Below are 22,897 nucleotides of genomic sequence, written 5' to 3' on the forward strand. Positions count from 1 at the left end.
GACACGGGGTTCCGGTGATGCGCGCACAGACCAAGCGCCAGCAGCAGGGTGAGAGCTCCCGCGGGCAGATTCTCGACGCCGCGGAGCGACTGATGTCCACGCAGGGCTATGCGGCCACCTCGATCAGTCATCTCCGTGCGGAATGCGGCCTGCCGGCGAGCTCCATCTACTGGCATTTCGGTTCCAAAGAGGGCGTGCTGGCCGCGGTCATGGAGCGCGGTGCCGAGCGGTTCTTCGCGCAGATCCCACGCAACCGGGATGTCGAGACCACCCGGGCGGCCGCGGCGAAGCTGCTCGCCGAACATCCCGAATTCCTGAGATTGACCTACATCCTCTCGCTGGAGCGCAGTGCGGACCCCGCGGTCGGTGCCGCGGTCCGCCGGGTCCGCGACACCGCGATCGCCGGCTTCCGCGACGTGATCAGGCAGATGATTCCTGCCGGGGTGGAGCACGAGCGCACCGAACGGGTGGTCGCCGAACTGGCGAGCTTTGCCACCGCGCTGTCCGACGGGGTGTTCTTCGCCGATCACCTCGAGCCGGAGTCCACCGACGTAGACCGGATGTACACCCGCATGTTTCAAGCCGTCGCGGCGCTCATTCCCATCCTCCTGGAGGAGACATGACCACCAGATCCGTCATCATCACCGGAGCCAACGCGGGCCTCGGGCTGGAGTGCGCCCGGGCGATCCTCGCGGCCGATGAGTGCTGGCACGTCGTGCTCGCTGTACGCGACCCACAACGCGGTGCGGCGGCCGTCGCCGAACTCGGGACACCGGATCGATGCACGGTACTGCCGTGCGACCTCGCCTCGCTGCAATCGGTGCGCGCCTTCCCCGCCGTCTTCGCCGAGGCGGGCCTGCCCCCGTTGCATGCCCTCGTGTGCAACGCCGGTCTGCAGATCGTGTCCGGCTTGCAGCAGACCGCCGACGGCGTCGAGATGACTTTCGGTGTCAACCATCTCGGACATTTCGCGCTGGTCGACGGACTGCTCGAGCACCTCGTCGCGCCCGCCCGGATCGTGCTGGTCGCCAGCGGCACCCACGATCCGGAGAAGCTGACCGGGATGCCGCACCCCGCGTACACCTCGGCCGAGGAGCTGGCCCACCCGCAACCCGGTGCTCCCATCGACGGCAGGCGCAGATACACCACCTCGAAGCTGTGCAACGTGCTGTTCGCCTATGAGCTCGACCGCAGGCTCGGCCACGGTGACCGCGGCATCACGGTGACGGCATTCGACCCGGGCCTGATGCCGGCCTCCGGACTGTCCCGCGACTACAGCCCGGCGCAGAAGGTGCTCTGGCGCATGGTGTCCCCGCTGTTGCGCGTGCTGCCCAACGTCCACAGCGTCGCCACGTCGGGCGCAAACCTGGCCGCACTCGCCGTCGATCCGAGGTTCGCCCATGTCACCGGAGAGTATTTCGAGGGCGCCAAACCCATTCTTTCGTCGGCGGATTCGTATGACACCGCCAAGGCGCGCGATCTGTGGGACACCAGCGAGCGGCTGGCTGCGCTGTAGTCCGGGACGGTGTCACTCAGATCGGGTCGAGGGCCAGCCAGTCATCGACCATGAAGGCATCACCACGGGCGACGATGGTCGCACCGCCGTGGCCCGGGTAGTGCGCGGGGATCACCACGGCGCGCCAGCGGGCCGCCTCGGTGAAGATACGTTTGCGCGTGGCCACCGCTGCCGGCCCGTCGACATCGAAGGCGCACGGGTCGGCGGGACGCGGAATCTGGATGGGGCAGTGGGTGAGGTCGCCGACGAACACCGCCGGCTTACCCGCGTCCAGCCAGAGCACCGAGGAGCCCGGCGTATGTCCGGGCGCCGGACGCAACCACACCGATTCGCTCAATTGATGTTCGCCGGAGCACAATTCGACCTGACCCGCCGCGTATACCGGGGCCACACTGTCGTCGAACACGATGGCCGCGGCCTCGTCGGCGCCCGGGCCACCCGGCTCGAAGTGCCGGAAGTCCGCCTCGGGCAACAGATATCGGGCGTTTGGAAAGAACGGCACCCAGGCGTCGGCACTGCGCCAGGTGTTCCAGCCGACGTGATCGCTGTGCAGATGGGTGTTGATCACCACGTCCACACTCTCGGGTGGCACACCCGCGCGGGCGAGGGCGCCGGGGAAGTCGGTGTCCAGGTGGTCGAGCACCGCGACGGCGCGCCGGCGACCGTTGCCGACGCCGGTGTCGATCAGGATCCGCAGCCCGTCGACGTCGACCACCCAGGACTGCACGGTGACGCGCCAACGCTGCGTGTCCGGTTGGTAGAACGTGGGTACCAGCAGGTCGGCGTGCTCACTCCACGCTTGCGCCGGGGTATGGGCGAAGACCGCGGACGTCGGTTCGAACATCGTCTCCACCACGCGGGTGAGCACGGCGGCACCGAGGCGGACTGTGTCGGCCATACCCCGACCGTACGGTGATATCGGGTAGGTTGCGGTGAAGGCGCGCAGGAACGCCCGACGTCCGCTCGAAGGGGCTCAGCCCTCCTGCAGCAGCACCTGACCGAAGCCGACCTCTTCTCGGCCCGACTTCGCGGACACCGGGCTTGCGAGAGGAGGCCGTCATGGCCAGCACACTGCCCGACAATCCGTCCCTGGATCGGCTCAAACGAGAGGCCCGGGAGCTACAGCGGGCCGAGATCGCTTCCGGTCGTGAGCACTACGCCCTGCACGAAGCCCAGTTGACGGTGGCCCGTGGTTACGGCTTCGCCGGCTGGCCGGCATTGGTGCGGTATCTGAAGGTCGCGGCCGGGCTGAGCGTCGACCCCGGCGCCGTCGACGAGGACGCGCTCGCGCCGCCGGACCGGTTCTGCGCGTTGGCGTCGTTGCGGTACGACGCCGACGACGCCCCGCCCCGGTGGCGGGCCGCGGCGGATCTGCTGGCCGCGCGACCGGAGTTGGTGCGCAACCACATCTGGGCCGCCGCCGCGGCCGCCGACCCAGACGCACTGCGCTACCACCTGCGCACCACCCAGCCCACCGCCAAGGGCGGACCCTACGGCTGGTCGCCGCTGATGTACCTGGCCTACAGCCGGGTGCCCGGTGACTCCGTCTCGGCTGCGCTGATCCTGCTCGACGCCGGAGCGGATCCCGACGACGGTTATCTGTGGCGCGGGATGGCCACCCCGTTCACGGTGCTCACCGGAGTGTTCGGGGAGGGCGAGCAGGGGACGCGCCGGCAGCCTCGACACCCCCACGCCGAGGAACTGGCCACCGTGTTACTGCAGCGCGGGGCGCACCCGGCGGATCAACAGACCCTGTACAACCGGATGTTCGGCGCCGACGACGCGCACCTGCGCCTACTGTTCGCCCATGGCCTGGCCGACGCGCCCCCGAGCCCGTGGGAACGCCGGCTCGGTGCGGCCATGGAAACCCGCGACCAGATGTGGCGCAGGCAGGTGGACTGGGCGGCCGAGCACGGATTCGCCGACCGCCTGGCGCTACTCGGCCACCACGGTGTCGACATCTCGACCGCCCGACTGCACCAGGTGAGCTTCCCCGCCGACCCGAACCTGCGCGATGACGAGGGCGCCACGCCGCTGCACCACGCGGCGTGGGCCGGCAACCTCGAGCTGATCGCACGGCTACTCGCGGCAGGCGCCGACCCCACCATCACCGACCTGAGATTCGGTGCGACACCGCTGGGCTGGGCCGAATACGCCTATCAGACCGAGGCCGCCGACCTGCTGCGCGGTGCTACGGCTTGATCCGGATCTGCCCCGGCGAGTACAGCCCCGAGTGCGTCGCCGTGCCCAGGTCGATCTCGGCGGGCGCGGCATCGACGATGGTCTCGAACTTGCGCAGCGAACCCCAGTCCCGGCCCCAGTCCTTGTTCAGGTACGTCGCCATCAGGTGTGCCCGCAGCAGCAGGTCACTGATCCCCAGCAGGCCGCCGTTGATGCCGTCCTGCCAGGTGTCGGTGTCCTTCATCTTGGCGTTGTAGTCCGGGGTGATGCGGTACTTGGGCACATCGGTGACGCCGTTGGCGTGCAGCATCGGCTGCTGGCACGGGAAGGCCAGGCCGACCGCCCAGTCCATCAGCACCGGTTGCGCAGACCCGAGGTACTCCTGGATCGTCTTGACCTGCGGCACCCGCGGCGGGGTGATGGCGACCCAATCACCCTGGGACAGCGACTTGTCCTCGGCCACCACGCGAACGAACGTCGCGTCGGCCGGGATCCGGCTGCGGTCATAGCGCAGGTTGCGCCACGAGGGCAGCGGGCCGATGTCGTAGGGCACCACGCGCCCGGCGGGCACGGGAGCACCGTCGGGACCGGGGCGGCCGTACTCGAGTTCGACCGGCTGGCCCTGGGTGAGGCCGTTGAAGATGCTGTTGCCGGTGATGGTGCCTGCGGCGGTCACCACCACCAGCGGATGTCCGGCGTCCGGCGGCGGCAGCTGGTACCACGCCGAGGCCAGCCGGGCCTCCTGCTGGGCCGGGCCCTCGACGAAGCTTCCGGCCAGCGGCACCTTGGCCGGGTCCAGACCGTAGGGCAGTGGCACGGTCGAGCCGTTGATCCCCGGGGTCTTCAGCTTGACCGGCGCATCCCAGTCGTAGTCGGTGCCTGGCATCGGTAGGGTCAGCCGGATCGCTTCGGCGACAATGTGATCCGGGACGCCGTTAGGGGTGAAGCCGACCGGCTTGACGCCGCCCAGCGGGCCGAGCGGACCGTAATCACCCGGCAGTGCCGTCAGGAATCCCTCGTTGGGATCCGGCTCGACCAACACGTTGTCGGCCAGCCCGCATCCGCCGGCGAGCGCTTCGATATTCGACGACGCGTTCGTGTAGGTGCCGTGCTGGCGCACCACGCCGAACAGCATCGACGCCACGAACACCGTGACCATGAATCCGGCCGCGATCGGCACGGGCGCCGCCGTGAGCAGGCGGATCACCCTGCTCTCGCCGCGGTCGCGGGGCGCCAAATGCAACAGGAACGCCCACACCGCGGTGATCACGAACAGCGCGAAGAAGATTGCGCTGACGGTGATTCCGCCGATCTGGGGCTTGTCGTTGTTGAACGGCACCCCGTAGCTCGACACGTACCACCAGCCGTTGGTGGTGGCGAAGCACAGCGCCAGCACGAACAACACGGCAGCGGTGAACGCCATCCGGTTCCGCGCCGAACGCAGCACCGCGCGCGAGGCGAGCACCGTCACCACCGCGGCCATGGCCGCGCCCACGGCGGCGAACAGGCCGAAGTGGTGCACCCACTTGGTGGGGGTGAACATCAGGCAGAACACCGTCGCGAAGATGATGCCCATCAGCCGCCACACCGGGCCGCGGGCCACGCCGGGAATCCGCTTGCGGCGCAACATGATGAACATCGACGCGAACAGGCTCAACGCGGTGATCATGAAGCCGAACCGGCGTGACACCGAACCGTCCACGGTGGGCAGGATCAGGTAGTAGTAGCGCAGGTTCTCGGTGTACCACTCCTGGCTCGGCCCGATCGCGGTCCGAATCCTGGTGGCCTCCAGCACCGTTGCCAGCGTCTGGTCGGCGAACACCACGCACAGGATCACGGTGCCCGCGGCCAGCAGCGGCAGGATCAGCGGCCACAGCCCGACCCGGCGGCGGCGCTGCACCAGGATGCGCAGCACCGGCCGGCCACCGGCCAGCAGGGCCGCCACGGCGATCAGTCCGGTCGGCTGGATACCCAGGGTGAACGCCGCGGAGATGATCGCCATGGCCGCTGGAGTGAGCCGGCCCGAGATGATGGCCCGTTCGATGAGCACATAGGTGATCAGCGCGCCGGTCGCGATCTGGCCCTCCGGGCGCAGCCCGTTGTTGAACGGCATCCACGCGCCCATCAGCACGAAACCCGCCGCCCACAGCGCGGGCCGGCTCGCGATGACGGCGGGCCCCAGCCGGGGCAGCACCTCACGCGAGAGCAGTAACCAGCACACCAGCGCGCACACCAGGTCCGGCAGCCGCATCCAGATGCTGGCATCGCTGACGTGGGTCATCAGGGCGAGCAGGTTGTAGAACCAGCCGAACGGATCCTCCGGGCTGCCGAACCAGCGGAAGTAGTTCGACATGTAGCCGGCATGGTCGGCGACACGGGCCATCTGCAGGATGTAGCCGTCGTCGGAGGAGTTGGCGCCGATCACGTGCCACAGCAGGAACCCACCGACCACGACACCGTCGACCGGGGTCGCGGTGCGCCAGCGGGTCGGGATGATCCGCTGCATCCGCCGGCCGTCGAGCTGATCCAGGCGCCACAAGGCGAACAGCGCCACCACGGTGGCCACGATGCCGAGCACGATCGCGGCGAGCTTGAGGGCGGTGGGTTTGGTGGTGAACCGGGTGTCGATCGTCGCCGACAGCGAAAGACCTTGCGGTGCAGGACCGGTCAGTTCGGTGAACACCCCGACGATGCCGGGGCGCAGATTCGGGTCGGCGAACCCGCTGCGCAGATCCTTGCCGTCGCTGCCGGGCAACCCCACGAACGTCGCGAACGTCCCTTCCGCCGAGGAGGTGATCTCGATGCGCTGACACGCCTCGGCTTTGGCGCGCGGCACACTCGCGATCACCACGTTGCGGTCGGTGATGTCGACACGCGAGCCGGTGACGTTGACGAACAAGGCGTTGAGCGCGGCCTGCTTACCCGACTTGGGGGCCGTGCCGAAGACCAGGGCCCCGGCCGGCGGCACCGACCTGATGACCTCGCACGGCACGGTCGCGGTCATGTGCACCGGTGTCTGGGTGATCAGCGGCGCGGTGACGCTGTTCAGCTGGCCAGCCTGCGGCCAGTTCAGCGTCGCCGTGGTCTGCACCACCGGCAGCAGCGGTGTGGCCACCGCACACAGGAAACCGATGAGGCCGGCGATCATCGCGATCCATCGGGTCAGCTTCACGTCGTCTTTCAGGTCGCTCACGGCCCCGGTCATGGCAGCGCCCTGATCGGCCCGGACCTACTCCAGCCGAACACCCGCTGGGTGCCCTGGTCGATGGCGGCCACCGGCGCCTGGGCCGGCGGCACCACCGGGTCGTAGCGTTCCAGTGAGCCCCAGTCGCGGTACCAGTCGTTGTTCAGGTACGTCGGGATGGTCGACGTGCGCAACAACGCCTGGATGAACAGGAAGGGGCCACCCTTCTGGGCGGACTGCCACATGTTCGACGACACCACCACTTGTTTGACGTTGGGCAGGATGCGGTACTGCGGAAGCTCGGCGACGCCGAGGTGTTCGGAGAACGGCCGCTGGCACGGGAAGTTCGCGGCGGTGGCGATGTCCAGCATCACCGGCGTCTGCGAGCCGAGGAACTGTTGGGCGGTCTGCAGTTGCGGCACCCGCGGTGGGGTGAAACCGAACCACTGGTCGTCGGACAGGTTCGGGTCGTCGGCCACCAGGCGGGCGACGTTGGCCTCCGGCGGCGCCCACGCCAACGGGAAACGCAGGTTGCGCCATGCGTACTGGGCGAACACGTCGATGGGCTGGACCGCATCGAGGGCCTGGTAGCTGCCGTCGGGACGGTGCACACCCCACTGCAGCTTCAGCGACTGCCCGTAGTGGAAGTCGCCTTCCTCGTCGTAGTACCAGATGGCGCCGGCGGCGGCGACGGTCACCAGCGGGCGGTCCGCGGTGCGTGGCGGCAGCTGGTACCAGGCCGAGGTGGCCTTGGCGGCGGTGGAGTTCTCCTTGTAGCTGCCCATCACCGGGGTGCGGGCGGGATCGAGCCCGAACGGCAGGAACACATTCGAGCCGTTCACCCCGACCGGGCCGTAGCCGCCGCCGGTGCCGGCCGCGTACGCGATCCCGACATTGGGCTTGTTGGGGGATCCGTCGGAGTTCACGGTGCCCGGGTTGGCCACCACCGGTTTGGGCGGCTCGAGGGTGTCGCTGATGCCGGTGGGGGTGAACCCGACCGGGTTCTCACCGCCGAGTGGTCCGTACTTGCCGTAGGTCTGGCCCGGAACCGGTTGCAGCATACCGGCATTGGGGTCTGCCTCGACCAGGACCTCGTCGGCCATCCCGCAACTGGCGCTCGACAGCCCGGAGGTCAGCGCCGACACGTTCGCCTTGGCGTTGGTGTACGCCGGGTAGCGCTGTACGAATCCCTTTGCCATGGAACCGACTTCGAGCACCACCATGATGATGGCGACCACCAGCAGCGGGGTCGACGCGAGCACGCGGTTGCGCCGGGTGTCGGCCACCTCGGTGTGCCCGGCGTAGTCGATGCGGAAGTGCAGCCAGCCGGCCAACACCCCGGTGATGATCGCCAACGCCAGGAACATGGTGGTGACCGGCTGGCCGGCCAGCACCGGCTGGCGGTCGAACCAGGGCACCCCGTAGTTGCCGGTGTAGAACCAGCCGTTGATACCGGAGGTCGCCCACGCCAACACGAACAGCAGCGCGGTGACGTACAGGGCGAGGTTCCGGCGGCTGTGCAGACCCACCCGCGCGAACGTGAAGGCGGTCACCGCACCGAACGCGCCGGAGATCCCGGCGAACGCACCGAACTGCACGGCCCACTTGGTCGGTGTGAAGGTCAGCAGCAGCAGGCCCACCGCGCATATCCCGATCAACCGCCACATCGGCCCGCCCGCCAGACCGGGGATCCGACCCTTGCGCAGCAGCACCGCGATCATGCCGAACAGGCACAGCATCAACACCAGGACCGAGAACCGCCGCGTCAGGGAGCCGTCGGTGCTGTCCTCCACGGTGAGGAAGTAGTAGCGCAGGAATTCCTGGTACCAGGAGATGGTCGGGCCGACGGTGTACTTGATCCGCACCGCTTCGGCGACACTCGCCAGGGTCTGGCTCCGGAACACGATCACCGCCAGCAGCGACGCCGCGGCCGCGAACGCGGCCAGCGCGGGCAGCACCGCGCGCCGGTCCCGCAGCACCGTGACGATGACCCGCCCACCGACCAGCAGGGGGGCCAGCGCCAGGATGCCCTGCGGGGCCAGCGTCACGGTGAACACCGCGAGCACGACGGCGAGCGCCGCGGGCCACAGCCGGCGGGTGCCGATGGTGAGTTCGACGAGTGCCCACACCGCCAGGACGCCGAAGGCGATCAGCGGTTCGGGGCGCAGACCGTTGTTGAACGGGAACCAGGCGGCCAGGAATACCGCAGCCGCCGTCCAGACCGCGATGCGATTGGTGGCCAGCCGGCGGCCCAACCGGGGAATGAGCCAGCGCGACAGCAGGATCCACGTCCCGATGCCGGCCAGGAGTGCGGGCAGCCGCATCCACACGCCGGCGGTGCTGAGGGCGGCGAAATGGCTGAGCACCGACTGGTACCAGTCGAACGGGGCCTCCGAGGTGCCGAAATAGCGGTAGTAGTTGGCGACGTAGCCGGCGTCACCGGACACCCGGGCCATCGTCAGGTTGTAACCGTCATCGGAGGAGATGGCGCCGATGACGTGCCACACCAACAGTCCGCCGAGCACGGCGGCATCGGCGGCCCAGGTGGCCCAACCGACCCGCCAGAACCGTCGCCACACGTGCCGGATCCGGTGGGTGGCGCCGCGGTCCAGGACGGCGAGCATCACGATCGAGATCAGCACGCTCAGCACGCCGAGCCCCATGACCGCGGCTTTGAGTGCCGTCGGTGTGGAGATGAACCGGGTGTCGATGTCCACCCGGGCGCCCAACCCCTGCTGCGGGGCCACCTTGAGATCGGTGAAGATCCCGGCAACCTGTGGCTTCTTCTCGATCGCCGCGGTACCCGCCGCGCCGGGGATCCCGACGAAATCTGCGCCGACGCCGCCGGTGTTGGCCCAGATGTGCAGCGTGCTGCAGGCGCCCGCGCTGACGGCGGCGCGCGGCGCGACCGCGGTGACGGTATCGCGGAAGGCCACGAAGACGGTGTCGGCGGTGGCGCGGGCGAACAGGCCGTTACGGGTGGCGTCGATACCCCCGGGCGGGATGGTGGCGAACACCAGACCGCCGGAGGCCGGAAGGGTGGCCACCGCCTGGCACGGGATCGAGACATCGAGGGCCAGCGGGGCACCGGAGACCAGCGGCGCCGTCAGGTCCCCGACGAATCCGTCTGCGGTGGGGGCCTGGGGCCAGATGATGGTGGCGGTGGTCTGCTTGACCGGGAGGAGCGGGGTCAAGGCACACAGCAGCAGGCCGACGATGCCCGCGATGATGGCGACGAGTCGGGTAGTCCTGGCGGGCACGAGGCTCAAGAGTATGCGACGTAGCTATGGGCGCTGCCCGCCGACCCGCGGCGGTGTCCCAAGTTTTGTCCGCGCCTATGCGCGCTGCGCGGCGGAACGGGATCGGGCGGGACCGAGCGCCGCCAGGGCGGCGTCGCCGCCGTAGTGGGCGAGCACCCGGTGGTCCATGGTCCGGCGCCACAGCGGCGTGAACCAGGCCAGCACCAGCATGGTGCCGTAGCCGTACGGCAACTGCGGTGCTTGGTCGGCAGGCCGCAGGGTCTGATACCGGCGCTGCGGATTGGTGTGATGGTCGGAATGGCGCTGCAGGTGGAACAGGAACACATTGGCGATCAGCGTGTCGCTGTTCCAGGAGTGCTGGGGCCCCACCCGCTCGTACCGGCCACTGGCCAGCCGCTGGCGGCGCAGCCCGTAGTGCTCCAGATAGTTCACCGACTCCAGCAGGCACACCCCGATGATGGCCTGACCGATCAGCCAGGGCGCGATGACGATGCCGAACCACACACTCAGCCCGAGGAACAGGGCGAGGGTCATTAGCCAGGCGTTGAGTACCTCGTTCTTGAGGATCCAGCGCAGGGACCATTTCGGTGTGCCGGCCCGGGCCAGCCGTTCGCCCTCCAGACGCCAGGCCGAGCACACGCCGCCCAGGACCGAGCGGGGGATGAAGTGAACCAGGGGCTCGCCGAGGCGGGCGCTGGCGGGGTCCTCGACCGTCGCGACCCGGACGTGATGGCCCCGGTTGTGTTCGACGAAGAAATGTCCGTAGCCGGTCTGCGCCAGCGCGATCTTGCTGAGGCGCCGCTCAGCGGTCGCCCGACGGTGACCAAGCTCATGTGCGGCGTTGATCGAGATCCCGCCCACGATGCCGACGGTCACCATCAACCCGACTTTGTCCAGCGTGTGCATGGTGACCCAGCCGCCGCCGCTCCACAGCCAACATGCGAACACCAGCGACAGGTACTGGTTGGGTAGGTAGAGGTAGGTCACCCAGCGGTAGAAGGCATCGTCCTCGAGCCACTCCAGGGTCTTTTCGGACGCACGGGAATTATCGCTTCCGACCAGGTGATCGACGACAGGGATGATGATGAAGGCCATGAGCGGACCGACCCACCAGAACACCTCCTGGCCGGTCACATGGACTAGTAGCCACGCGAAAGGAACCAGGCCGGGCACAATGGCACCGAGCAACCAGAGGTATCGCTTCGCGTCACGCCAGGCCGGCGTGCGGAGGCCCTCTTGATCTGCCACGTTATTCCTTGCCATTGATTCGAGTTCTTTGCTGTGGTGACTATTTAACCTGGAACTCGGCGGAACGCAAACGCGAACGACGGCCAGGGAAGTATTTGCTGAGAGGGTATGTGTGACACTACCGCAAGATAAGTTGACAAGGCGTAAATTTCTGGGCGCCGCCACAGGGATCGCGCTCGGCGGCGTGGGCGCGGGTGCCTATCTCCTCTCTCGGACGGAACATCGTCCGGACTCGCGCCGGCATTACCCCGCCATCGTGATCGGCAGTGGTTACGGCGGCGGAGTGAGTGCCCTGCGCCTGGGCCAGGCCGGTGTGGAGACCCTCGTCCTGGAGCGGGGCAGGTTGTGGGACACCCCCGACGCGGACGGTAAGCGGTTCACCAAGATGCTCCCCGCCGACACCCGTGCGGGTTGGTTCTCCGACGTCCCGCCCAGCATCGTGACGTCGTTCCGGGGAGTTTCCATCGACGCCGTCGCCGCCCACAACCCGTCCTCCCAGCCCAAGCAGGCCGGGATTTGCGAGAAGGTCACCCACGGTGCCCACCACGTGTTCCACGGCGTCGGGGTGGGCGGTGGCTCGATGGTGAACGCCGCCATCGCGGCGATCCCGACCCCGGACCAGGTGCGGGCGGCCTTCCCCGATATCGATCCCACGGAATTCCTCGGCACCTATATGGACCGTGCCAGGACGGCGCTGCGGATCAGCTACCGGAACATGGACTGGTTCGAGCAGACCCCGTACTTCCAGTACGCCAGGGTGGGCCGCGCGTACGCCCAGACCGCCGGATACAAGGTGGACTACAACGGCAGCGCGTATTCGTTCGACTACATGATGCGTGAGGCCAACGGTGAGGTGCCGCTTTCCGCCCTGGACTGGGAGTGCCAGTTCGGCAACAACTACGGCCGCGACGGCAGTGTCGACCAGACGTATATCGCCGCGGCGGTCAAGACCGGCAAGGTGACGTTGCAACCGCTGACCGAGGTCACCGGGATTCGGCGGGAGCGCTCCGGTGAGTACGTGGTGTCCACCCGGCGCATAGACCGGTGGGGCGCCGAACAGTCCCGCGACGAATTCGGTTGTGACCAGCTCTATCTCGCCGCCGGTGTGCTGGGCACCAACCAGCTTCTGCTCCGCGCCCGCGATACCGGCACGCTGTCGGACCTGTCCGACGAGGTCGGCCGCGGCTACGGCAACAACGGGGATCTGATGCTCGCGCACAACCTCAAGGACAGCGATCCGGCGGGCACCAAACAGTCCCTGCTGGGCATGATCAATCTCGACGGCCGCGACGACCCGGTGAACCCGGTCTACGCCAGCATGTTCTCGCTGCCGCTGCCCATCGAGACGCACGCGCTGGGGTACTACGTGATGGTCAAGACCGGCGATCGCTCCGACATCACCTTCGACAAGGCGTCGGATTCCATTCGGATCGACTGGCCCCAAAGTCACACCGACCATCTGATCGAGCGGGCCAAGATCGTGTTCGACAAGCTCACCGCGGCCAACGGAGTCGACTATCGCGACGACCTTTTTTCAGGAGAAGCCTTCGCCTCCAACACCGTTCACCCGCTGGGTGGGTGTGTGCGGGGCAAGGCCACCGACGCGTTCGGCCGGGTCAACGGCTATGACAATCTGTTCGTCAACGACGCGTCACTGATTCCGGGCTATATCGGCTGTAACCCGTACATGTCGATCACCGCACTGGCCGAGCGCAACATCGAGGGGATCCTGGCCGGCCGCCACTAAGGACTGGGCGGCGCCGCACCGGCTTCGGCGGGTAGCGGTGCCTCGGCGGGCGGAGGTGCCGCCTCGACAGGTGTTTCCCCCGTCGCTGCGCTCGCGCCCGGCGGCTGGTAGTACGGGCTGTCCGGCTTGGGCACGTTCACCCCGAAATGGGCATCCTCGTTCTGCCGGTCCGGACGCACACCGTCGATGATGTCGCGCAGCGGCGGCAGATTGATCGGCTTGTCGGTGACCGGCGGCACGGCCGGCAGGTTCACCGGCTGATCGGCGCGGTCCAGCGCCGGCGGGACGACGGCCTGGGCCACCTGGAAGGCGGCGTTGTTGAGGGCCGGGTCGCCCGCCGCCGGATTGGGCGGGAGGGCGCCGGGCGCCAACGCACTCAACGGGTTGGCGCCGGGTGCGGTACTGCCGGGCATCGCTCCGCCGTGCAGGCCCTGGTTCAGGGCGGCGAGTTGGGGGCCGGCCACTGCGGCAAGCAGCTGCAGCGGATTGGGCGGGACGGCGGGTGCGGGCGCCGCGGGCGGGGCGATGACCGTCACCGCGGCCGGGACCGCCGGTGCGGCAGGTGCCGGGGGCAGCTGCGGAGCGGCCGGCGGCGGTGGGGCAGCCGGTGCTGCGGCGGCGTCGGGCGTCGGGGCGGCCTGCGGAGCCGGCGTCTCCGCGGCGGCCGGAGCCACGTTGGCGGGGCGGGGCTTGGCTTCGGCGGTCTGCTCGTCGCCGGTGCGCAGCTGGCTGCCGACATACATCGACACCGCCGCGACGAACGCCAGTACGCCGCCGCCGACGACGGCGGTCAGCATCCGCAGCTGGCGGCTGTGGTCGGGGGTGGTCACGGCGACGGCCGGTGCCGAGACGGGCGCGGGGGCGGTGCCGACACCGGGGATGGCCATCAGCTTGGCGGTGCGTGGCACGAACAGGGCGGGCGCCGGCAGACCGATGCCGGACCCGCCACCTGCGGCCATCGCGGACCGGGTGCCGACGACATGCAATCGGCGATGCGCGCCGGCATTGGTCAGGGCGGCGCCGCGGGCAAACGCCAACGCCGCGTTCTGCGGGATGGTCACCTGGGTGGACAGCGTCGAATTGAGTTCTCCGGCAAGCATTCCGGTGAGCACACCGGCGGAGCCGGCGGCGTATACCGCGACCTCGTCGGCCTCGGCGGCGCACTCGGCGCAGGCGCCGCGCACCGACAACGCCAATTGGCGGTGATCAGCGGCATCCACCACACGACTACGCATGCGGCGCACACCGCCGGCGGCGTGCATGACGGCGATATAGGCCACCGGTGCCTGGGTGCCTTCGATCAGGCACGCGGCCGCGCAGCTCTCACCGGCTGCCGAGGCCATCTGCTCGACGAAGGTCTCGGCGGCGTCACACCCTGTGATGGCAACGACATTCGGCAGCCCGACCTCGCCGAGTGCCTCGATCAGCAAATCGGCGTCCTCGGCGGCGCCGTCGGTCCACGTGACGGCGATTCGTTCGACGTGGTGCCCGTTGGCGGCGGCGACGCCGTAGGTTCCGAGCACCGCGTTGACGATATGTTCTGTGACAGTGGCACTTTCGACTCCGCCACTGCGATCGACATCAAAAATGTCCTGATCGATGAGATCGCCGCCGCCGGATCCCTCGACCAGAACCAACCGAACGCTGTCGACCGTCAGCGCTATTCCAAGCACGACGTCCATTACCACTGATTCCCTGTCTCATGTGTCCGTAAGCGGGGTGCGTGACTTCGTTGTCAGCAAACGTTGTCAGCAATCAACCGACGCACCAGAAGTGCGGTCCTCACTCCACGATAGCGGGCATAGCGGAGTGCGGCAGTTTCCTTACTGACTGCTTAAGGCGAGATAAGAAGACTGCCAAGGAAATACATGCCCGTGCCGGCCTAGGACGGCCGAAGGGGCGCCGGACTCCACAGTCCACTGCGGGTCGCGGTACCCAGGTCGATGCGTGCCGCCACGGCATTGGGATAGAACGGCGTCAGTTGCTGCAGCGATCCCCAGTCGCGGAACCAGTCGTCCTTCAGGTACGTCGGCACAGGGTTGGCACGCAGCAGCAATTCCGTGATGCCGAGCGGCCCGCCACCCAGGTAATCCATCACGGGCGAGTTTGCCTCGGCGCCGAAACGATCCGGCAGGATGCGCCACTTGGGCACCTCGGTGACGCCGTACTGATGCCCGAATGGGCGCTGGCAGGGGAACGCCAGACCGACCAGCCAGTCGAGCAGCACCGGATCCGAGGACCCGACGACGTCCTGCAAACTCCGCAAGGTCGGAATCCGGGGCGGGGTGACCGCGATCCAGTGCTGTGGTGCCAGATCGTCATCTGTGGCAACGAGGCGCACCTGGGTGGCCTCCGGCGGAATCGCCGACATCGGGGCACGCAGATTGCGCCACGCCGGTGCCGCGCCGACATCCGCGAAGCCGAGACTGCCGCCGGCGGTGCCCTTGGCGGCCTGCTCGTCGGTGGCCCACTGCACCACGACCTCGCCCGGATCGAACCGGCCCGCGGCGGCGACCACCAGCAGAGGGCCGCGCTCGCCGCGGGGCGGGAGCCGGTACCAGGAGGAGCGCAGCGCGGCGGGCTGCTGGGCGCCGGCGCGCCAGCTGCCCATCACCGGTGTGCGGGCCGGATCGAGGTTGTAGGGCAGCCGTGCCCGCGATCCGTTCACGCCGGCCGCGGCGGTGGTGCCACCTTCGGTGCCGGGTTCACTGCCGGTGACGGGGCCGGTATCGCTATCGGCGAAGTTCGTGCCGCCCGGTTGTTCCATCACCGGGTCGGCGGACACGTCTGCGGGAATCCCGCTCGGGCTGAAGTTCTGCGCGGTCACCCCGCCCAGCGCTTCGCCGACCGGCTTGTCGACAGGAACGAGCAGGCCGACGTTCGGATCCTGTTCGACCATCACGTCATCGGCCAGGCCGCAGGTCTTGCCGGTGAGGGCGTCCAGGTTCGACCGCCCCACCGACCATGCCGGGTACTGCTGGGTGACGCCCAGTGTCAGGGACAGCACCTCGAAGATCACCACCACCCAGGCCGCCGCGGCCAGCGGAGCTTGGGTGAAGCGGGCCCACGGCCGGGGCCGGTCCCGGCCGGAGAAGTGCAGCCACGCCGCGACCAACAGGGCCAGCACCGACAGCCCGAGCAGCATGGTGGTGAAGCCGAAGTGCCACTCCGGGAACTGATTCGACCACGGTACGCCGAAGTTCGAGACGTACCACCAGCCGTTCACGGTGGCGAAGGACAAAGCCATCATGAACAGCACCACGGCGGTGAAGATCGTCCGGTTGCGTTTGGATCGCATGGCGGCGGCGGTCACCGCGACCGCGGCGAGCGCGCCCAGCGAACCGGCCAATCCGGCGAACACGCCGAAATGGTGCGTCCACTTCGTCGGGGTGAACATCATCGCCAGGAACGAGATGATGGTGATGCCGATGATGCGCCGCGCCGGTCCCATGGCCGTACCGGGAATCCTGCCCTTGCGCAGTGACATCGCGACCGAGATAGCCAGTGCCAGAAGAAGAGTCAGCACGGCGAAGCGCCGGGCCACCGAACCGTCCGGGCTGGTGGTGAACAGCCGCTCATACCTGATGTGCTCGTCGAACCAGCTCAGGCTGGGGCCGACCAGGGACTTGAAGGAGCTGGCTTGGATCTCACCGGCCATCGTCTGGTCGCGGAAGATCAGCACGATCGTCACCGTGGCGGCGGCGGCGATCGGGGCCAGCAGAGCCCAGTGCCCGAAACGTGACGTGTGGGCAGCCACGATGGTTCTCAGCGGACCGACCGCCACCAGCAGGGCGCCCACCGCGGCGACGCCGGTGGGGCCGGAGAACAGCGTCAGTGCGCCGATGATGATCGCGATGGCAACCGGCAGCAGCCGGCTGGTGGCCACCCCGCGTTCCACCGAACACCATGTGAGCAGGATGCCCAGGGCGATGATCGGCTCCGGCCGCAAGCCGTTGTTCAACGGCAGCCAGAACGCCAGGAACATCGCCGCCGCCGTCCACGCGGCCGGCCGACTGTGCTTGACCGCGTGGCCCAGGCGGGGGATCACCTCGCGGCTGATCAGCCACCAGCAGGCCAGTGCCATCAGCAGGGTCGGCAGCCGTACCCAGACGCTGGCCGTGGAGATGTGCGTCCACAGCGCGAGCAGGTCGTAATACCAGCCGAACGGCGCCTCCGGGGTGCCGAACCAGCGGTAGTAGTTCGCCATGTAGCCGGCATGCTCGGAGACCCGGGCCATGGTGAGGATGTAGCCGTCGTCGGAGGTGTTGGCGCCGACGACATGCCACCACACCAGGAGCGCGCCGACCAGGCCGTCCAGCGGGGTCAGCGACCACCAGCGCTGCGGCAGGAACCGCCGGGTGGGTCTGCCGTCGGCGATGTCGAGGCGGTGCAGTGCGATCAGGGATATCGCCGTCATGGCCACCGCCATGATCATCGCCAGCATCTTCACCCAGGTCGGGGAGCTGCTGTAGCGGGAGTCGATGGTGGCCGAGAACGTCAGACCGGGCGGGGCGGGTCCGGACAGGTCGGTGAAGACGCCGACGATCTGCGGACGGAAGTCATAGCCGCCCCGTTCGCCGCGCAGCGGTGCGCCCGGCTTGGCTGATCCTTCCTCGTCAGGTTCTTTTCGCAGGCCCACGAACTCACCGGTGACCTTGTCGGCATGCGCGGTGAAGGTGATCTGCTCGCAGGCCGGGCTGAGGACCTGGGTCAGCGGTGCGCTGACGACCGGCGTGTTGCGCACGATCATCAGCAGGTCGTTGCCGACCCGCTCGATGAGCAAGCCGCGGTCAACCGCCTTGGGCGCCTGCTTGGGCACCGTGGACAGCAGGATGTTGCGGCTGCCGGTCAGGCCCGCGGCGGCGCTGCAGGGGATCGAGATGTTCAGGTCGGTGGCGACGTACCCGATCAGCGGGGCGTCGACGCTGGTGAGCGTGCCGTTCTGGGGCCAATTGAGCTGCGCGGTGGTCTGGGTGACGGGCAGAAAGGGTGTCGCCACCGCGAGCACGGTGCCCAGCAAGCCCGCAACGATGGCCACCAGCCGCGTAGATCGGTGGTTGGTCACGGATGGTGATGCTAACGGCACGCTCTCTTTGGCCGTCACCGTCGGATCGCCAGCGTGAACGGTCCCGCCGTCGAGACGTCCCAGCGCGGATCGTCGAACAGGGCCGAGTTCAGCTCGACCTGGTAGCGCTTGACGTTGGGCTGGTTCGGGTAGACGTCGGCCGCCAGTCGCAGCGTGTAGCTGTCCGGACCGCCGCGGCGCATCAGGAACACCGAGGGCGGTGCCCAGGGCAGCTGGTCGAGCGCGCCGATCAACTGATCCGGTTTGGTGAACAACGCCCAGCTCTCGATGGCCGCCGAACGTTCCTTGAACTGTGCCAGCGGATTCGCGTAATGCGAGGTGAGGCCCTGGAACCCGTAGTAGGGGTAGTACGACAGGAAGCTGTAGTCGGCGGTCAGCACCACGGTGTCGTGCGGCGGCCGGCCGGTGACCTGCTGGATGCGCGCGTCGATCTGGCGGTAGTACTGCTCGGAGCCGGGCGGGCGCCGGTCGGCGCGCTGGCCGTAGCCGTCGGTGTCGGTGTAGGCGACGTTGATGTCCGAGCGCAGCACGTCGGGAACGTCCTGGGTGAACGTGATCGCGCCGATCGCGCCGATGGTCGCGGCGATGGCCACCACGTGCCGGCCGGGATGCTGGTAGCGCGCGGTGGCGGCCTGGGTTACCGCGATGAACCCGAACGCGCCGGCCGCGGCGAGCAGCACGCTCAGGGTGGGCTGCAGCCGGAACGACAACAGGGTGGTGCCCACCAGGGTGGTGAGCATCGACAGCAACGACCATGCGTACACCGCGAGCACCGCGATGGTCAGTGCTGGGGCAGCATTCTCTGCGCGCAAGCCCTCATCGCCGGCCCGCGTCGAGCTGCGGGCGTACATCACCAGCCACACGGTGCCGAGCAGGCACAACGCCCCCAGCAGGGTGGTCTGGAACATCGGGAATGTCAGGACGGCAGCATCATTGGGTAGATAGTGCTGCGCGGTGCCCTTGTCGGCGGGCGTGCCTTTGGCGGCCGCCAGCAGGTACGGCGCCCAGCCGACGAGGGCGATCGCGCCGGAGATGACGGCGATGACCGCCAAGCGCAGCAGAGGTTCGAGGGTGCGCCTGGAGATGGTCAGCATCAGCGCCATCAACGTGACGGTGAACGCGGCGTAACCCAGCAGCAGGGCGTAGCTGAGCGCCGCGGCGCCCAGCACGACCCCGACGCCGAGGACAGCGCCCCATCCGCCGTTTCTGCTGCGGCCACCCAGCCCGCCGAGTCCGCTCCACGCCAGCACGAACGCGGGCGGCAACAGCACGGTGATGACGGCGGCGTAGGGCTCGGTGGAGGTGTAGGCGAGCGTGACGACCGCGGTGGCGGTGGTGACCACCAGCGCCGCCTCGAACCGGATCATCGCTTTCCACAGCACGAAGGCGACCGCGATCGCGGCGGTGATGGAGAGGATCGACCACGGCTTGTACATCTCCCAGGCCGGGGTGCCGGTGAGGGCGGCCAGGCGGCCGCCGATCCAGAACCAGCCGGGCGGGTAGAACGGCGGCAGCCCCTGATAGGTCATATCGTGCAGGGCCGGGCTGTCGGCCAGTCGGGTCAGGTATTCGGTGCGGAACTGCTGATCGACCGAGATGCCGAAGAGGTACAGCTTGGTGGCCCCCAATGGCATCGCCAGGGTGACCGCCGACAGTGCCGAGAGCATGAACACGGCCGTGATCCGGGCCAGCACCCGCCGGCCCCGCCGCCACAGCAGCCCGGCGCCGAAGATCCCGGCCAGGCTGACGACCTGGCCCACGGTGGTCAGGGCGTGCAGCTGGTTCGACGAGTTGTACGCCGGCCATTCGACGCGTTTGATCGCGATGAGGGCGATACCCGTCACCGTGGCCGACAGGATGACCGCGACCATCATCTGGCCGATCACCCGGGCCGGGCCGACCAGCATGCTGGGTTTCATTTCCCGGGTCGCTTCGCTCCTGCCCTCCGGAACATCAGAAAGGCAGCTTGCGGAAGATCGGGCGCGGGATATGGCGCAGCACCGACATCAGCACGCGCACCTGTCCCGGTGCCCACACCAGGTCCTTGCCCTTGGCTGCCGAGGTCACCGCCAGGTCGGCGACGTATTCCTTGTCGACCGTGAACGGGGCCTCCTTGGCGCCGGTGGCCTTCCAGTGCTCCAGGGTGGTGGTGGTGCGCACCTGTCCGGGCCGGATCACCAACACGTGAACACCGAACTCGCGCAAGGCTTCTCCCAGCCCCAGGTAGAAGCCGTCCAATCCGGCCTTGGTGGAGCCGTACACGAAGTTGGAGCGGCGCACCCGCTCGCCGGCCACCGACGACATGGCGATGATCTGCCCGAAGCCCTGTGCGCGCATCTTCTCGGCGATCAGCACACCCACCGACACCGCGGCGACATAGTTGATCTGGGCGGTCAGCACGGCCTTCGCCTGGTTCTGCCACAGCTCCTCGGCATCGCCGAGCACCCCGAAGGCGACCACCGCGACATCGACATCGCCTTGTGCCCAAGCCGATTCGATCACCGCGGGATGTGATGCGGTGTCCAGGGCATCGAAGTCGAGGTACTCGACCGACTTGGCCCCGGCGGCCTCCAGTTGCGCGATCGCGGCGTCGCGCTTCGGGGCGTTGGGCAGATCGGCCAGGATGATCCGGGCCTTCGCATTGCGCAGGTAGCGCTCGGCGATGGCCAGGGCGATCTCGGACGTTCCGCCCAGCAGCAGAACGGTCTGCGGGTTACCGGTGGCGTCGATCATGTTCGCGGGGTGTGCCTTTCTACAGCAGTTCGAGACGGCGGGCCATATCGGAGGCGAAGACGCCCTGCGGATCTGCCTTGCGGCGCACGGCGATCCATTCGTCGACCCGGGGATACATCTTGTGGAAGTTCTCCGCGCTGACCCGGGAGTCCTTGGCGGTGTAGACGCGGCCGCCGAATTCCATGACGCGACTGTCGAGTTCGTTGAGGAATTCGTTGACGCCGGGTTTGTTGGGGAAGTCCATGGCCACGTTCCAGCCGGCCATCGGGAAGCTCAGCGGCGCCTTGTTGCCGGGGCCGAACAGCTTGAACACATTCAGTGCCGAGTAATGGCCCTGGGTCTGGATCCACCGGATGATCGCCTTGAAATCGTCCAGGGCGTTCGGCGGCACCAGGAACTGGTGCTGGGCGAAACCTGCTGGGCCATAAGCCTTTTGCCATCCCGTGGTGATGTCCAGCATATGGTAGAACTGCGTCAGGTTGACGATCTTGTTCTGGTAGTTGCCGCTGACCCGGTAGAACGCCTCGCCGACCATGCTCAGCGTGAACTTGTTCATCACGCTGACCGGGAACAGGTTCGGTACCGCGGGCAGCTTCGGCGCGGTGAACTGCAGCGGGTTCGCGGCCAGCTTGGGCGGCAGTTGATCCAGCTTGGCCAGACTGCCGCGGCTGACCGCCGCGCGGCCGAGCTTCGGCGGCGGGTTGATCAGGTCGAACCAGGCGCTGGAGTAGGTGTAGTTGTCCTCGCTGCCGTCCTGGTGCACCGCCACGGTCTCGTCGAGGTCCGCCGTGGCGATCCCGTCGGCGATGAAATAGGCGGTCTCGGTCCTGGTCATCGCGATGCGCGCGCGGATGACGATGCCGGTCAAGCCGTTTCCGCCGATGGTGGCCCAGAACAGCGACCCGTCCTCGTCGCCGGGGCTGCCGGTGGGGGTCAGGGTGTGCACCTCACCGTCGGCCATCAACAGGTCGAGGGACAGCACGTGGTTGCCGAAGCTGCCCGCGCTGTGATGGTTCTTGCCGTGGATGTCCGAGCCGATGGCGCCACCGACCGTGACCTGCCGGGTACCCGGCAGCACCGGCACCCACAGGCCGAACGGCAGGGCGGCCTTCATCAGCTGATCCAGGCTCACCCCGGCGTCCACATCGGCGATCGCGGTCTCGGCGGACAGCGAGTGGATGCGGTTCACCCGCGTCATGTCGACGACGATGCCGCCGCCGTTGCAGGAGTGGTCGCCATAGGACCGGCCCAGGCCGCGGGCCACGATCCCGCGGCGCAGATGGGACGGACTGGCGGACGAGGCGTCGGCCACCTGCCGCACGGCGGCGGCGATCACCTCGACGTCGGGGGTGGTCAGCACCTGCGCCACACTGGGCGCGGTTTGGCCGAACCCGGTGAGGGATCGCCGCGTGAGGGGGAGTTCGGTAGACATATCAGTGCCAGACGATACCGGTCCGGGCCACCGGGGCGGATTTACCTCAACCGGAATATCACCGCGCGCTGCACCGCGAAGTTGATGACGGTGGCGGTGCCCTGCGCGATGACGAATGCCACCGGGACCTGCCACGGCTGGCCGGCGAACTTCATGTAGAAGAGGTAGTTGATACCGACCTGCACTGCATAGGTCAGCGCGTACAGGGCGATCACCGCGATGAATCGCGCCGTGCTCGGCGGGGCCTGGAAGGTCCACCGGCGGTTGATCAGGTACGCCGTGGTGGTCCCTGCGATGAAGCTCAGCGTCTTGGCCACATTGACCTGCAGTCCCAGCTTGAGGAACAGCACGTAGAGCCCGAAGTCGACACAGGCCGACAGCCCACCGGTGACCAGGAATCGCCAGGCCTGGGTGAGCAGGCTCAAAGGTGCGCCGCCCTGGACGGATCCGTCGGCTGTCTCGGCCACCCGGGCAGCTTAGCGGCAGCACCTGGGGTCGCCTGATCCCGTC

Annotated in this window: 14 protein-coding genes; 4 read left to right on the forward strand and 10 right to left on the reverse strand. The window is 68.3% G+C overall.

The genetic code is table 11. The features are described from left to right. Positions 1-17 precede the first annotated feature (17 nt). Entirely contained in the window at positions 18-623 is a 606-nt protein-coding gene (locus tag H7J86_RS15870; RefSeq protein ID WP_267292000.1) for a TetR/AcrR family transcriptional regulator, read from the forward strand. Further along, positions 620-1,516, forward strand: coding sequence for an SDR family NAD(P)-dependent oxidoreductase (locus H7J86_RS15875; RefSeq protein WP_267292002.1), 897 nt, complete (start codon positions 620-622; stop codon positions 1,514-1,516). Before H7J86_RS15870 ends, H7J86_RS15875 begins: the two co-directional genes overlap by 4 nt. Positions 1,517-1,532: 16 nt before the next feature. Here H7J86_RS15875 and H7J86_RS15880 read toward each other — a convergent pair whose 3' ends face one another. Further along, positions 1,533-2,414: an MBL fold metallo-hydrolase gene (locus tag H7J86_RS15880; RefSeq protein WP_267292004.1), complete on the reverse strand. Its 882-nt coding sequence runs from the start codon at positions 2,412-2,414 to the stop codon at positions 1,533-1,535. A gap of 161 nt (positions 2,415-2,575) precedes the next feature. Here H7J86_RS15880 and H7J86_RS15885 point away from each other — a divergent pair, with 161 nt between their 5' ends. Beyond that, positions 2,576-3,718, forward strand: coding sequence for an ankyrin repeat domain-containing protein (locus H7J86_RS15885; protein ID WP_267292006.1), 1,143 nt, complete (start codon positions 2,576-2,578; stop codon positions 3,716-3,718). Here H7J86_RS15885 and H7J86_RS15890 read toward each other — a convergent pair. From H7J86_RS15890 to H7J86_RS15900, 3 genes are all read right to left on the reverse strand, one after another. Beyond that, positions 3,708-6,902, reverse strand: coding sequence for an arabinosyltransferase domain-containing protein (locus tag H7J86_RS15890; RefSeq protein WP_267292008.1), 3,195 nt, complete (start codon positions 6,900-6,902; stop codon positions 3,708-3,710). The two genes, H7J86_RS15885 and H7J86_RS15890, sit on opposite strands and share 11 nt — an antisense overlap. Continuing rightward, positions 6,899-10,141, reverse strand: coding sequence for an arabinosyltransferase domain-containing protein (locus H7J86_RS15895; protein WP_267292010.1), 3,243 nt, complete (start codon positions 10,139-10,141; stop codon positions 6,899-6,901). Before H7J86_RS15895 ends, H7J86_RS15890 begins: the two co-directional genes overlap by 4 nt. Positions 10,142-10,216: 75 nt before the next feature. After that, the gene (locus H7J86_RS15900) at positions 10,217-11,404 is read right to left on the reverse strand and encodes an alkane 1-monooxygenase (protein ID WP_372517277.1); all 1,188 of its coding nucleotides are present in this window, start codon (positions 11,402-11,404) and stop codon (positions 10,217-10,219) included. Between the two features lie 241 nt (positions 11,405-11,645). Between H7J86_RS15900 and H7J86_RS15905 the strand changes: the two genes are divergently transcribed. Further along, positions 11,646-13,136 (forward strand): GMC oxidoreductase, encoded by a 1,491-nt coding sequence (locus H7J86_RS15905; protein ID WP_235633012.1) that lies wholly within the window; start codon positions 11,646-11,648, stop codon positions 13,134-13,136. Here H7J86_RS15905 and H7J86_RS15910 read toward each other — a convergent pair. The 6 genes from H7J86_RS15910 to H7J86_RS15935 all read right to left on the reverse strand — a co-directional run bounded on the left by H7J86_RS15910 (position 13,133) and on the right by H7J86_RS15935 (position 22,854). After that, on the reverse strand, positions 13,133-14,818 hold the full coding sequence (locus tag H7J86_RS15910; RefSeq protein WP_267292014.1) for a DUF7159 family protein: 1,686 nt from the start codon (positions 14,816-14,818) through the stop codon (positions 13,133-13,135). The two genes, H7J86_RS15905 and H7J86_RS15910, sit on opposite strands and share 4 nt — an antisense overlap. A gap of 200 nt (positions 14,819-15,018) precedes the next feature. Further along, positions 15,019-18,240 (reverse strand): arabinosyltransferase domain-containing protein, encoded by a 3,222-nt coding sequence (locus H7J86_RS15915; protein WP_267292016.1) that lies wholly within the window; start codon positions 18,238-18,240, stop codon positions 15,019-15,021. Further along, positions 18,237-20,141: a galactan 5-O-arabinofuranosyltransferase gene (locus tag H7J86_RS15920; RefSeq protein ID WP_090361891.1), complete on the reverse strand. Its 1,905-nt coding sequence runs from the start codon at positions 20,139-20,141 to the stop codon at positions 18,237-18,239. The genes H7J86_RS15915 and H7J86_RS15920 overlap by 4 nt, the downstream gene beginning before the upstream one ends. Positions 20,142-20,175: 34 nt before the next feature. Further along, positions 20,176-20,955 carry a decaprenylphospho-beta-D-erythro-pentofuranosid-2-ulose 2-reductase gene (gene dprE2, locus H7J86_RS15925; RefSeq protein ID WP_090361888.1) on the reverse strand — a complete coding sequence of 260 codons (780 nt, stop codon included), beginning with the start codon at positions 20,953-20,955 and terminating at the stop codon, positions 20,176-20,178. A 19-nt stretch (positions 20,956-20,974) separates the two neighbouring features. Further along, positions 20,975-22,387 (reverse strand): decaprenylphosphoryl-beta-D-ribose oxidase, encoded by a 1,413-nt coding sequence (gene dprE1 / locus H7J86_RS15930; protein WP_090361885.1) that lies wholly within the window; start codon positions 22,385-22,387, stop codon positions 20,975-20,977. 41 nt (positions 22,388-22,428) lie between these two features. Further along, positions 22,429-22,854: a GtrA family protein gene (locus H7J86_RS15935; RefSeq protein WP_090361882.1), complete on the reverse strand. Its 426-nt coding sequence runs from the start codon at positions 22,852-22,854 to the stop codon at positions 22,429-22,431. Between the last annotated feature and the right edge of the window lie 43 nt (positions 22,855-22,897).

This window comes from Mycobacterium hackensackense, assembly GCF_025822555.1.
GTDB lineage: Bacteria > Actinomycetota > Actinomycetes > Mycobacteriales > Mycobacteriaceae > Mycobacterium > Mycobacterium fluoranthenivorans.